An 11,450-nucleotide genomic window follows, 5' to 3' on the forward strand; every position below is an offset into this window, starting at 1 on the left:
GTGTAGTATTTAGCTTAATTAAGCGGTAATTAGTTTACAGGTGACCAATGAAGAAGCTCGATAGCATCGATTTACAAGTATTAACCATACTTTATGATGATGCAGATATTACGAATAAAGAACTGGCAGCCAAAATAGGTATTGCCCCTTCTACCTGTTTAGAGCGTGTAAAACGATTAAAGCAAAGCGGTGTTATTAAAGGGGCCTTTATCGATGTAAACTTAAAAACTATCGGTGGTAATATAGAAGCAATTGCCGCGATCCGTTTACAGCCCTATTCAGAGGAAATTGTAAACAATCTACGCGATGATTTACTGATGTTCCCTGAAATATTAAATTTATACCACATGGGTGGTAGCTATGATTATTATATTCATATGTCAGTAAGAGACAGTGAGCATCTACGTCAATTTGTTTTCAAAAACATCACCTCTCGCGACGAAGTAACCACGGTAGAAACATCACTTATTTTCGAACACAGTCGTAGTGGTATTTTACCCAATTTCGACGAGTAATAATTCACACTGATTACTTTAATGCTAAAGCGTTAAAGTTTCGATAATAAGACATAAAAAATCCCGCATGATTTGTTAATAAAAAAATTAACATAACGCGGGATTTTTTATGACAGCTAATACCTAAAGTATTAGCTAATTTTTCTTGGTAAAGCTATTAGCTTTTAAGGTCATCAAAAAACTTCTTAACACCATCAAAGAAACCTGTTTCTTTTGGGCTATGCTTTTTACTACTACTCGCCATTTTCTCTTCTAATTGACGTAATAGATCAGCTTGATCGCCTGATAAATTTACTGGCGTTTCGATAACGACTTTACACATTAAATCACCCGTAGTAGAACTACGTACTGACTTAACACCTTTACCACGTAAACGGAACATTTTACCTGTTTGAGTTTCTTTAGGCACCTTCAGCTTAACTTTACCACTTAGCGTTGGTACTTCAATATCTCCACCTAAGGCTGCAGTAACAAAGCTGATAGGCACTTCACAATATAAGTGGTTTTCATCACGAACAAAAATTTCGTGATCACGTACGTTTACTTGTACATACAAATCGCCTGCTGGTGCGCCATGTTCACCGGCTTCACCTTCACCTGATAAACGAATTCTATCGCCAGTATCAACGCCCGCAGGAATTTTAACTGATAACGTTTTAGTTTTCTCAACACGTCCTTGACCACGACATGAAGTACACTTATCGCTAATAACTTTGCCTTTACCACTACAGGTAGGACAAGTTTGTTGTACTGCAAATAAACCTTGACGCATTTGAACTTGGCCATGGCCATGACAAGTGCTACAGGTTTTAGCCGAAGTGCCTGGTTTAGCACCTGAGCCGTCACAAGGATCACAGCTTACATAGGTAGGAACTTTAATTTCTAAGCTTTTACCCTTAACCGCATCTTCAAGTGATAACTCTACGTTATAACGTAAATCGCTGCCTCGTTGCTGACGCTGACGTCCTCGACCACCACCGCCGCCACCAAAAATGTCACCAAAAATGTCGCCAAAGTCTTGGCCAAAGCCGCCAGCTCGACCGCCACCACCGCCGTGACCACCTTGTTCAAAAGCAGCATGACCATACTGGTCGTAAGCAGCACGCTTTTGGTCGTCATTAAGGATCTCGTAAGCCTCTTTAACTTCTTTAAACGTTTCTTCTTTAGATTTATCACCTTGAGTACGATCTGGGTGATACTTCATTGCTAACTTTTTATAGGCTTTTTTTACTTCTTTCTCAGAGGCATCTTGGCTAACACCTAAGGTTTCATAATAATCACGTTTTGACATAAATCGGTTTCTTTACTTCAAGTTGATTGAGACTAATTTTCTTCATATTTTGCTAATATACATAGTAAAAAATCAAGAAAATTAGCACCAAATTAAAATTATTTTCAAATGCTTTACACACAAAAAGCGTCGATAAATATCGACGCTTTATATTATGTATCTGCTAAGGATGACATAGTTTAACTCTTTTGAGTGCTAAGATTAAGTTAAATCGCTTTAGTTCAAGAAGAAGGCACGGAGCGTATGACTATACGTGAGTACCTTCGCCACTGAAATTAAGCGATATAACGACAGCTTAACGATTCAAAAACATTTATTTGTCGTCTTTAACTTCTTCAAACTCAGCGTCAACAACATCGTCTGCAGAAGCTGCATCAGCTTCTTGAGCAGCGCCTTCAGGAGCACTTTGTGCTTGTTGTTTAGCTTGAGCAATTTCCATTAACTTAGCAGATGCTTCCATAAGCGCTTGAGTCTTCGTATCAATTGCTTCTTTATCAACACCTTTAACCGCGTCTTCAAGTTCAGTTAATGCTGCTTCAATTTTCTCTTTATCTTCACTAGGTAACTCTTCGCCAGCTTCTTCAACTTGCTTGCGAGTAGCATGAAGCATGCCATCAGCTTGGTTACGCGCAGTGACCAGCTCTTCAAACTTAGCATCTTCATCTGCGTTAGCTTCTGCATCACGTACCATTTTTTCTACTTCTTCATCAGATAAACCAGATGAGGCTTTGATAGTGATTTTTTGTTCTTTACCTGTGTTTTTATCTTTAGCCGTCACGTGCAAGATACCATCAGCATCGATATCGAAAGTCACTTCGATTTGTGGTGTTCCACGTGGCGCAGCATCAATGCCTTCAAGGTTAAATTGACCTAAAGATTTGTTTGCAGAAGCTTGCTTACGCTCACCTTGACAAACATGAACAGTTACCGCTGATTGGTTATCGTCAGCTGTAGAGAACGTTTGAGATTGCTTAGTCGGGATAGTAGTGTTTTTGTCGATAACCTTAGTCATCACACCGCCCATCGTCTCAATACCTAATGATAATGGCGTAACGTCTAATAAAAGAACGTCAGTTACATCACCAGAAAGAACACCCGCTTGAATCGCCGCACCTGCAGCTACTGCTTCATCAGGGTTAACATCTTTACGTGGTTCTTTACCGAAGAAATCAGTAACGGCTTTTTGAACCATTGGCATACGCGATTGACCGCCAACTAAGATAACATCATCAATTTGACTTACTGTTAAGTCTGCATCTTTAAGCGCTTGTTTAAGTGGCTCTAATGTTGCTTTAACCATATCTTCAACTAATGACTCTAATTTGGCACGAGTCACTTTAATGTTCATGTGCTTAGGACCAGAACCATCAGCAGTGATGTAAGGTAAGTTAACATCTGTTTGTTGTGCTGAAGAAAGCTCACATTTAGCTTTTTCTGCTGCTTCTTTTAAACGCTGCATTGCTAAAGGATCAGACGTTAAGTCCATGCCTTGATCTTTTTTGAATTCAGCTACAAGATAGTTGATTAGACGGTTATCAAAATCTTCACCACCTAAGTGAGTATCACCGTTGGTCGCTAGTACTTCAAATGTATGCTCGCCATCCATTTCATCAATTTCAATGATTGAAATATCGAATGTACCACCACCTAAATCGTATACCGCAACAACTTTATCGCCTTCTTGCTTGTCCATGCCGTAAGCAAGTGCTGCAGCAGTCGGTTCGTTGATTATACGTTTAACTTCAAGACCAGCAATACGACCAGCATCTTTCGTTGCTTGACGTTGTGAATCGTTAAAGTAAGCAGGAACAGTAATAACAGCTTCAGTTACTGGTTCACCTAAGAAGTCTTCAGCAGTCTTCTTCATTTTCTTAAGTACTTCAGCTGAAACTTGTGGTGGAGCAATATTTTTATCACGCGCCGTTACCCAAGCATCACCGTTCTCAGCTTTAACAATACCAAATGGCATTATTTTAAGATCGCGTTGAACTTCTTCATCTTCAAAGCGACGACCAATTAAACGCTTGATTGCGTATAACGTGTTTTTAGGGTTTGTTACAGATTGACGTTTAGCAGGTTGACCTACTAATGTTTCGCCTTCTTCTGTATATGCAATAATTGAAGGAGTTGTACGATCGCCTTCTGCATTTTCAATAACACGTGCTTTACCGCCATCTAGTACAGCAACACATGAGTTAGTTGTTCCTAGGTCAATACCAATAATTTTGCCCATCTTGGGAGCTCCTATTCATAAGTCTTTATCTAAGTAGATAAAGTAATTTTGATTAAATTGTTTGTTGAATAATAAGTGGGGTCAGCAAAATGCTTTTCAATAGATAAATTTAAAAAAAATTACCTTTTTGTAAAGAATAAGCAAAAAACACGGGGAAAAGGTAATGTTATTAGGGAACATTACCTTTTGTAAAATTTTGACCTAAGAATAATACATTATAATTTATTTTTTAATCATTTCTTCTAGTGCTAATTCAAAACGAGGATCTGTGTTGTCTGAACTAGATGTTTTCCAAACAATCTCATTTTTTCTATTAATAAAAAATGTTGTTGGCGTGCCTCGAACATCATAAAGCTTAGCAACCTCTTCTCCCATTACCGCCGTGATAAATGAGTAACCTCTTCGGTTGATTTCGTCTTGAGGCAATGTACCTTCATCTTCATTAAAACTAATTGAGATGAGTTCTACCCCTTGGCCTTGATATTTTTTCTGCAGTGCAACTAAGCTCGGTTGTAATTTTTTACAATACGGACACCAAGTCGCCCAAAAATGTAGAATAACAGGCTTGTTTTTATACTGAGCTAAACTAATAACGCCACCGCTTTGAGTTTTTAATTGCCACGGCTTTGCCGTTTCCTTCGCATGAGTGCTAAAACTTACCGCGGTAAAGAAAGTTACAAAAACAAAGAGTATTGTTCTTAAGGTATAATTCATAGGTGATATGGCTTTTAAAAAAAGAGTGATATTGTAAAAGACCTAGTTTCCTCAAATACATTTCATTTATAATAAATTACAGCTAATAAAAAATAAAGTTACAAATAAAAAGCAAAAAAAAAGCAAAGAGATAATCTCTTTGCTTTTTTTCAAACGATAACAATTTTAATTGACTATGCAGTGTACTCAGGCGTTAATCAATAACGTCATCTTCGAAGCATTATATCGAAGAACCATTGAATTTTGTCTTGGATTACAACTCAAAATACAACGGTAATAACGATTTTGACTATTTGAAGCTGTTCCTAAATATGTATAGGCAGCTAATTATGTAAGCTGAGTATTACGCCGTAGCATCAACACTAGGTGCAGCTTTAGATACCATCACCATAGCAGGTCTAATCAAACGACCATTTAATTCATAACCTTTTTGCATTACGGCAATAACTGTATTTGGCGCTACATCAGGAACTTCTTGCATAGACATTGCTTGATGAAGTTCAGGGTTAAAAGGTTGATCTTGTGGGTCGATTGATTTGACACCAAACTTTTCTAATGAAGCAATTAAACCTTGTAAGGTTAATTCGACCCCTTCAATAATACTTTGATTACTTTCATCGTCTTTATCGATATTTTGAAGCGCTCGCTCCAAGTTATCTAAGCTTGTTAGCATTTCACCCGCAAATTTTTCTAACGCAAATTTACGTGCTTTCTCTACATCTTGAGCTGCGCGGCGACGAATATTATCTACTTCTGCTTTAGCACGGATAACAGAGTCTTTTTGATCAACAACAGTAGATTGTGCAGCAACTAAAGCTAACTCTAACTCATTAATTTTTTCTTGCTCTGGACTAATCACTTCATGAGCATGCTCATGTTGTTCCTCTACTTGCTCTTCAGCCTGTTTTACTATGTCATCTGCTAATTGCTCAGCAGTTAACTCTTCTTTGTTATTTGTTGATTCTGTTGTCATGGAAAAACCCTAATTTTATAACTATTGATGACATTATGGGGACTCTCTAAAATGATTCAAGCTTCATTTTAAAACATTTTGTAAAAATGTGAACTTTACAAGTGAACAAAATCCAGCGAAACTGCCCCTAACCCTAGCAAACTAAGTAAATTATCGTATGGCTCAACACTATAAAACTATTGGTCTTATCGGCAAACCTAATCATGATGGCGCCTCTGACACAATACAAACGTTGCATGACTATTTATTAGCGAATGAGTATCAAGTAATTGTTGAACTCTCGGTAGCCCAATCACTCAATGTAAAAAATATGAAAACCGGCTCCCTAACGAATATTGGCGAGCAAGCCGATCTCGCCATTGTTGTGGGCGGTGATGGTTACATGCTCGGCGCTGCTCGGGTACTTGCTTGTTTTGATATTGGCGTCATTGGTGTCAACCGAGGCAACTTAGGTTTTCTAACAGATCTTTCTCCGGCTGAGGTTATCGAGCCTTTAAAGCAAATATTGGCAGGTGAGTCTCGCAGTGAACAGCGCTTTATTATTGAAGCTGAAGTGTATCGTCACGGCAAACTTAAAAGTTCTAATAGTGCGGTTAATGAAGCGGTACTTCATGCGGGTAAAGTTGCTAGCATGATCGAATTTGAAGTCTATATTGATGGTAGTTTTATGTTTAGCCAGCGCTCTGATGGTTTAATTGTTTCAACACCTACCGGCTCAACTGCTTATTCAATGTCTGCTGGTGGACCTATTTTAACGCCTAATTTAAATGCACTAACACTAGTCCCGATGTTTCCGCACACTTTAACGAGTCGACCGATTGTTGTTGATGGCAATAGTGAAATTAAACTGATATTAGCTAATGATAATCAAGAAAACCTGCAAGTGAGCTGTGATGGTCACGTTATTTTATCGGTAATGCCTGGTGATGAAGTTATTATCAAAAAAAGTGAATGCAGCATACGTTTGGTCCACCCGTTAAATCATGATTACTTTAACGTATTACGAAATAAACTGAGTTGGGGTAATAAACTTTATTAACGCCTTCATAGCGCTTTGGGATAACAATGGATAACTTTTCTGACAAAAAATAAGCAAATAGTTTCAAATAAGCTTGAATAAAACCCGGTTACTGTATAAATTAACAGTTACTGGTTTTTTATTCATGCTCATTTCTTAAGGGTTAACTATGCTGCTGCAACTAAACATTCAAAATTTTGCCATCGTCCGTTCATTAGATATTGATTGGCAACCTGGCATGACGACAATTACCGGTGAAACTGGCGCAGGAAAATCAATTGCTATTGATGCGCTAGGCTTATGTTTAGGTGATAGAGCAACAACCAATGTTGTTAGACCAAATTGCAAAAAGGCCGATCTAGCCGCTACTTTTGAAACAAAAAAAAATAAAATGGCACGCGCTTGGTTAAAGCAACATGAACTTGTCTCTGAACATGACAGTGAATGTATACTACGCCGTGTTATCTCTGCTGAAGGGCGCTCTAAGTCCTATATCAATGGCAGCCAAGTTCCGTTAGTACAATTAAAAGAAATTGGTCAGCTATTAATTAATATACATGGACAACATGATCACCAGCTTATTGTTAAGGCCAACCAACAATGTCGCTTACTCGATAACTATGCTAATCACCTGCCACTACTAAGTGCAGTTAAACATTATGCGCAACAATGGAATAAGCTCAACAAAGAGTTAGAAATATTGCAGAAAAGCAAACAACAGCGAGAAGCAGAGCAACAACTCATTCAATACCAAGTCACTGAGCTCGATGAGTTTTCGTTACAACCTGATGAATTTGATACCTTAGAACAAGATTATAAACGACATAGTAATGCCCAAGATTTACTTGATTCTACGCTCAGCTCATTACAAATATTATCGGAAAATGAAAATTTTAATATTTTAGATTCATTAAGAGAGTGTAGCGAAAACATCAATTCAATTGCGCGCGTTGATAACCAATTAAACGATGTTGCGGCTATTTTATCAAATTCACTAATTCAATTAGATGAAGCAAATAACGACCTACAACACTATTACCAGCAATTAGAGTTAGACCCACAAAATTACGCTATTATCGAAGAGCGGTATTCCACCGCGTTACAACTAGCAAAGAAACACCAGCTTTCACCTGAAAACTTAGTTGATTTTCATAGCGAATTAAAACAGAAACTCGCATCAATATCTGGTGATGAAACACGAATTAATACCATTATTGAAGAATTAGAGCAGACTAAACTTCACTATAATGAAAGCGCTGCAGCATTATCAAATTCAAGACAAAAATCAGGAAAAATCCTAAGTAAACTAATCAGTAAAAGCATGCAAGAGTTAAATATGCCTCATGGTCAATTCTTTATTGCCTTTGACAATAGTAAAAAACAAGACAATGACATTATTAATACCCACGGTACAGACACTATCATGTTTCAAGTGAGTATTAACCCAGGTCAAGCCCTCGAGGCAATGCATAAGGTTGCTTCCGGTGGTGAATTATCTCGCATCAGCTTAGCTATGCAGGTTATATTAGCTGATAAAGTCGTTACACCAACGCTGATATTTGATGAGGTCGATGTAGGTATTAGTGGGCCGACAGCGGCAATGGTGGGTAAAAAACTGCAACAGCTGTCTAAAAATACCCAAGTAATTTGTGTTACCCATTTGCCACAAGTGGCTTGTAAGGGACATCAACAGCTGTTTGTTAGTAAAATCACTGATGGCGAACTCACCGAAACGAAAGTAACGGAACTAAGTGAATCGAATCGTGTCAAAGAAATTGCCCGTTTGTTAGCTGGTGATAAAATATCACAGCACAGTTTAGCCAATGCGCAAGAGCTATTAGCCAGCTAAATTAATCTATTTATAGTAAATTTAAGTAAAATTTAGTGCCTAACAACAGGTTAGCTACATACTTTAATTCGAGTGATGTAAATAGAATTTGTTGACTGAAAAAATAAATAGCTTTGAATCCATGCTGGGCTTGGGTATTATCCCTGCTCACACTTTTAGCCTGTTTTTTTGAGCTACTTAAAGGTAAATAAATTTTATGTATTTTCGTGTTGCCATTATTATTACTGCCCTAACCTTATCTGCCTGTTCTAGTTGGGTTTTCCGCTACGATGTTCCCCAAGGAAATTATCTTGAACAGAAGAGTATTGACAAATTACAAGTCGGTATGACCAAAGAACAAGTTAAATTTATTTTGGGTAGTCCTGTAGTTGTAGACGCTTTTAATGATGATACTTGGAGCTATGTCTACAAACTAAAGTCTGGTAGAAGTAAAGATTTTGATATTAAAAAACAATTTATCATTAACTTTTCTGATGATAAGTTAATTTCAGCTGCAGGTAATTTTAAGCTATCAGATAAATTTAATACCCCGTTCAATACAACTGCTGTAACTGAAGAGCTAGACAATACCAATAAGGCCAATCTAGATCAAAACACTTCAGTGAAACATAAAGTGACTAGTGGTAAATAGTTAGTAAATAGACACTGAGATGCAAATAAAAAAACGGCAATTATGCCGTTTTTTTGTATCTGCTTTTTGTCTACACTTTGTAGCGACTATTTTTTCGCATCAACTCTCAAAGGATTTACTCGCCCGCCTGTTGTTTTATCAGCACGACCTTCTAACTTTGCTTTTTCTGCTCGACGCTTTCTAACATCTTTAGGATCCGCAATTAGTGGACGATACACCTCAATTCTATCGAGATCATTTACTTCTTCAGATAGTTTAACTGCACGGTTCCACACACCGACTTTATTAATACTTAGATCAATTTCAGGGAATAAATCGATTATCCCTGAATCCAGAATGGCTTGCTCTACTGAAGTGCCCATAGCAACCAACAAAGTTAATATTTTTTGCTTGTGTGGCACGCCATAAACTACTTCTATGGTTACTTTACTCTCATTCACTGAACTCACAGAGCTATTCAACTCAATATTATCTAAAGTCATCATTAAACATTAACTCCGTAAATTTCTTTTGCTCGCTGGGTAAACACTTGCACTAAGCTATTACTAAAGTGACCAAACACTTTACCAAAAGCTAAAGAAACGAGTTTATTTGAAAATTCATACTCCAGCTCTAAACTAACCTTACAGGCATCATCTGATAATGCCGTGAGTAACCAATAGCCTTCTAATTTTTTAAAAGGACCATCAACCAGCGACAAATGAATTTTTTCATTCGATATTAGCGTGTTCTTAGTAGTGAACCACTTACTTAACCCGCCTTTAGATACCAGTAACGCTGCCGTAACCGATTGTTCATCTTGGCTAATCACCTTACTGTCATTACAATCCGGCAAAAATTTAGGGTACGCTGGAATATCATTTATTAATTGATACATCTGATCAACACTATACATAACTAAAGCACTACGACTTATGGTTGGCATTTTAACTCCGCATGTAGCCCCCATTCAATGGCCGACATCATAACAAAACAACACAAAAAGCGCATCAGTCTGTTAATTTTTATCCAAAAATTGAATTTTTCATGTAAAAGCAATTTATTCTCAGTATAATCACCACGTTTGCTGCTCATTGCGGCAAAGGAATGGATGATAAAGATGGCTAAGAAAAAATCAAAAAGCTCTAACAGTAATACTATCGCTTTAAACAAAAAAGCGAGACACAACTATAGCTTAACAGACAAGTTTGAAGGCGGAATGAGCTTACAAGGTTGGGAAATTAAGAGTATTAGAAGTGGCAAAGTAAATATTTCTGACTGTTACGTACATATTAAAGACCGTGAAGCATATTTATTGGGAGCTGAGATATCACCTCTTAATGCAGCCTCTAGTCACGTTGTATGTGATCCAAACCGTGATAGAAAGTTATTACTTAACCGTAGAGAGTTAGATAAAATTATTGCCGCTGTTGAACGTGACGGTTACTCTTTGATTGCAACAGCTATGTACTGGAAAGCCTGTTGGGTAAAACTCGAATTCTATCTGGGTAAAGGTAAGAAAGATCACGACAAACGTTCCGATATCAAAGACAGAGAGTGGGCTGTTGATAAAGGCCGTTTGATGAAAAATAAAAACTTAGATCGATAATTGTTTGGATAAGTGGTCAAAAAATACCACGTTGTCTATTCGAGCTAAGCGTTGTATAATGCGATTTATAGGTAGATCGAACCTATACTTGAAAAGAGAATAGAAAAAGTAATAAAGTAAACTTTGGGGCGGATCTAGGATTCGACAAGATTCATGAAACCCAAGGTGCATGCCCAGGGGCGGTTTGCCTGGTAAAAAGCCGCAAAACTATAATTGCTAACGACGATACGTTCGCACTAGCCGCTTAGGCTAGCCATCGCCTTGAAATCTCACCTATTGGTTAGAGGATCGATGGTCACCCCAAATAGGTTAGCGAGGGAAGCACGCTTGAGGCTGAACCGCGAAATAGTATCAAGCTCACCATGACGAAGCCTGTCGCTTGGCGTCCAATTGGTTAAATAAATAAGCGACTAAGCATGTAGTACCGAGGATGTAGGCTTTTTGGACGGGGGTTCGATTCCCCCCCGCTCCACCAATTACAAAGATCAAGACGCGTCCTAGCGTCTTTTTTTATGCCTAAAATTCAGTGCAACCCCACATTATCAGGGGCATTCAGTTCCCCCCCCTATACAAACCTAAACAACCCTGTACAATAATAGACCAACTCGACTGTGGGTAAACCTGCGGGTAAAAAGTAT

11 protein-coding genes and 1 other RNA gene are annotated in these 11,450 nt (G+C 37.9%); 6 read left to right on the forward strand and 6 right to left on the reverse strand.

All coding sequences use genetic code 11. The annotated features are described in order from the left end of the window. The first annotated feature begins 47 nt into the window (after positions 1-47). Positions 48-515 (forward strand): Lrp/AsnC family transcriptional regulator, encoded by a 468-nt coding sequence (locus CXF71_RS00485; RefSeq protein WP_101231038.1) that lies wholly within the window; start codon positions 48-50, stop codon positions 513-515. Positions 516-672: 157 nt separating this feature from the next. On the opposite strand, the gene dnaJ is transcribed toward CXF71_RS00485, so the two are convergent. From dnaJ to grpE, 4 genes are all read right to left on the reverse strand, one after another. Then, a complete protein-coding gene (dnaJ, locus tag CXF71_RS00490) occupies positions 673-1,806 on the reverse strand; it encodes a molecular chaperone DnaJ (protein WP_101231039.1) in 1,134 nt (377 codons plus the stop codon). A 313-nt stretch (positions 1,807-2,119) separates the two neighbouring features. Next, a complete protein-coding gene (gene dnaK / locus CXF71_RS00495) occupies positions 2,120-4,039 on the reverse strand; it encodes a molecular chaperone DnaK (protein ID WP_101231040.1) in 1,920 nt (639 codons plus the stop codon). Positions 4,040-4,261: 222 nt separating this feature from the next. Then, the gene (locus CXF71_RS00500) at positions 4,262-4,753 is read right to left on the reverse strand and encodes a peroxiredoxin family protein (protein WP_101231041.1); all 492 of its coding nucleotides are present in this window, start codon (positions 4,751-4,753) and stop codon (positions 4,262-4,264) included. Positions 4,754-5,096: 343 nt separating this feature from the next. After that, on the reverse strand, positions 5,097-5,726 hold the full coding sequence (grpE, locus tag CXF71_RS00505; protein WP_101231042.1) for a nucleotide exchange factor GrpE: 630 nt from the start codon (positions 5,724-5,726) through the stop codon (positions 5,097-5,099). Positions 5,727-5,883: 157 nt separating this feature from the next. On the opposite strand from grpE, the gene nadK reads away from it, so the two are divergent. The 3 genes from nadK (at position 5,884) to CXF71_RS00520 (ending at position 9,224) form a co-directional block, all read left to right on the forward strand. Continuing rightward, entirely contained in the window at positions 5,884-6,765 is an 882-nt protein-coding gene (gene nadK, locus CXF71_RS00510) for an NAD(+) kinase (RefSeq protein ID WP_101231043.1), read from the forward strand. A gap of 148 nt (positions 6,766-6,913) precedes the next feature. Beyond that, positions 6,914-8,593 (forward strand): DNA repair protein RecN, encoded by a 1,680-nt coding sequence (recN, locus tag CXF71_RS00515; RefSeq protein ID WP_101231044.1) that lies wholly within the window; start codon positions 6,914-6,916, stop codon positions 8,591-8,593. A gap of 196 nt (positions 8,594-8,789) precedes the next feature. Continuing rightward, the gene (locus CXF71_RS00520) at positions 8,790-9,224 is read left to right on the forward strand and encodes an outer membrane protein assembly factor BamE (protein ID WP_101231045.1); all 435 of its coding nucleotides are present in this window, start codon (positions 8,790-8,792) and stop codon (positions 9,222-9,224) included. 86 nt (positions 9,225-9,310) lie between these two features. Here the strand turns inward: CXF71_RS00520 and CXF71_RS00525 are convergent, their stop codons facing one another. Both CXF71_RS00525 and CXF71_RS00530 read right to left on the reverse strand, forming a co-directional pair. Further along, complete coding sequence (locus CXF71_RS00525; protein WP_101231098.1) at positions 9,311-9,706, reverse strand: RnfH family protein; 396 nt, start codon at positions 9,704-9,706, stop codon at positions 9,311-9,313. A gap of 2 nt (positions 9,707-9,708) precedes the next feature. Then, positions 9,709-10,149, reverse strand: coding sequence for a type II toxin-antitoxin system RatA family toxin (locus CXF71_RS00530; RefSeq protein ID WP_101231046.1), 441 nt, complete (start codon positions 10,147-10,149; stop codon positions 9,709-9,711). A 174-nt stretch (positions 10,150-10,323) separates the two neighbouring features. Between CXF71_RS00530 and smpB the strand changes: the two genes are divergently transcribed. Next, positions 10,324-10,812: an SsrA-binding protein SmpB gene (smpB, locus tag CXF71_RS00535; RefSeq protein ID WP_011044578.1), complete on the forward strand. Its 489-nt coding sequence runs from the start codon at positions 10,324-10,326 to the stop codon at positions 10,810-10,812. A gap of 125 nt (positions 10,813-10,937) precedes the next feature. Beyond that, positions 10,938-11,287, forward strand: a transfer-messenger RNA (tmRNA) gene (gene ssrA / locus CXF71_RS00540). Positions 11,288-11,450 lie beyond the last annotated feature (163 nt).

Origin of the sequence: Colwellia sp. 12G3, assembly GCF_002836775.1 — a bacterium.
Taxonomy (GTDB): domain Bacteria; phylum Pseudomonadota; class Gammaproteobacteria; order Enterobacterales; family Alteromonadaceae; genus Colwellia.

What these genes read in the sequence shown, in the direction of transcription:
- dnaK (WP_101231040.1), bottom strand. Translation starts at nt 4,039, where the DNA reads ATGGGCAAAATTATTGGTATTGACCTAGGAACAACTAACTCATGTGTT.
- dnaJ (WP_101231039.1), bottom strand. Translation starts at nt 1,806, where the DNA reads ATGTCAAAACGTGATTATTATGAAACCTTAGGTGTTAGCCAAGATGCC.
- CXF71_RS00500 (WP_101231041.1), bottom strand. Translation starts at nt 4,753, where the DNA reads ATGAATTATACCTTAAGAACAATACTCTTTGTTTTTGTAACTTTCTTT.
- CXF71_RS00530 (WP_101231046.1), bottom strand. Translation starts at nt 10,149, where the DNA reads ATGCCAACCATAAGTCGTAGTGCTTTAGTTATGTATAGTGTTGATCAG.
- nadK (WP_101231043.1), top strand. Translation starts at nt 5,884, where the DNA reads ATGGCTCAACACTATAAAACTATTGGTCTTATCGGCAAACCTAATCAT.
- grpE (WP_101231042.1), bottom strand. Translation starts at nt 5,726, where the DNA reads ATGACAACAGAATCAACAAATAACAAAGAAGAGTTAACTGCTGAGCAA.
- recN (WP_101231044.1), top strand. Translation starts at nt 6,914, where the DNA reads ATGCTGCTGCAACTAAACATTCAAAATTTTGCCATCGTCCGTTCATTA.
- smpB (WP_011044578.1), top strand. Translation starts at nt 10,324, where the DNA reads ATGGCTAAGAAAAAATCAAAAAGCTCTAACAGTAATACTATCGCTTTA.
- CXF71_RS00485 (WP_101231038.1), top strand. Translation starts at nt 48, where the DNA reads ATGAAGAAGCTCGATAGCATCGATTTACAAGTATTAACCATACTTTAT.
- CXF71_RS00520 (WP_101231045.1), top strand. Translation starts at nt 8,790, where the DNA reads ATGTATTTTCGTGTTGCCATTATTATTACTGCCCTAACCTTATCTGCC.
- CXF71_RS00525 (WP_101231098.1), bottom strand. Translation starts at nt 9,706, where the DNA reads ATGACTTTAGATAATATTGAGTTGAATAGCTCTGTGAGTTCAGTGAAT.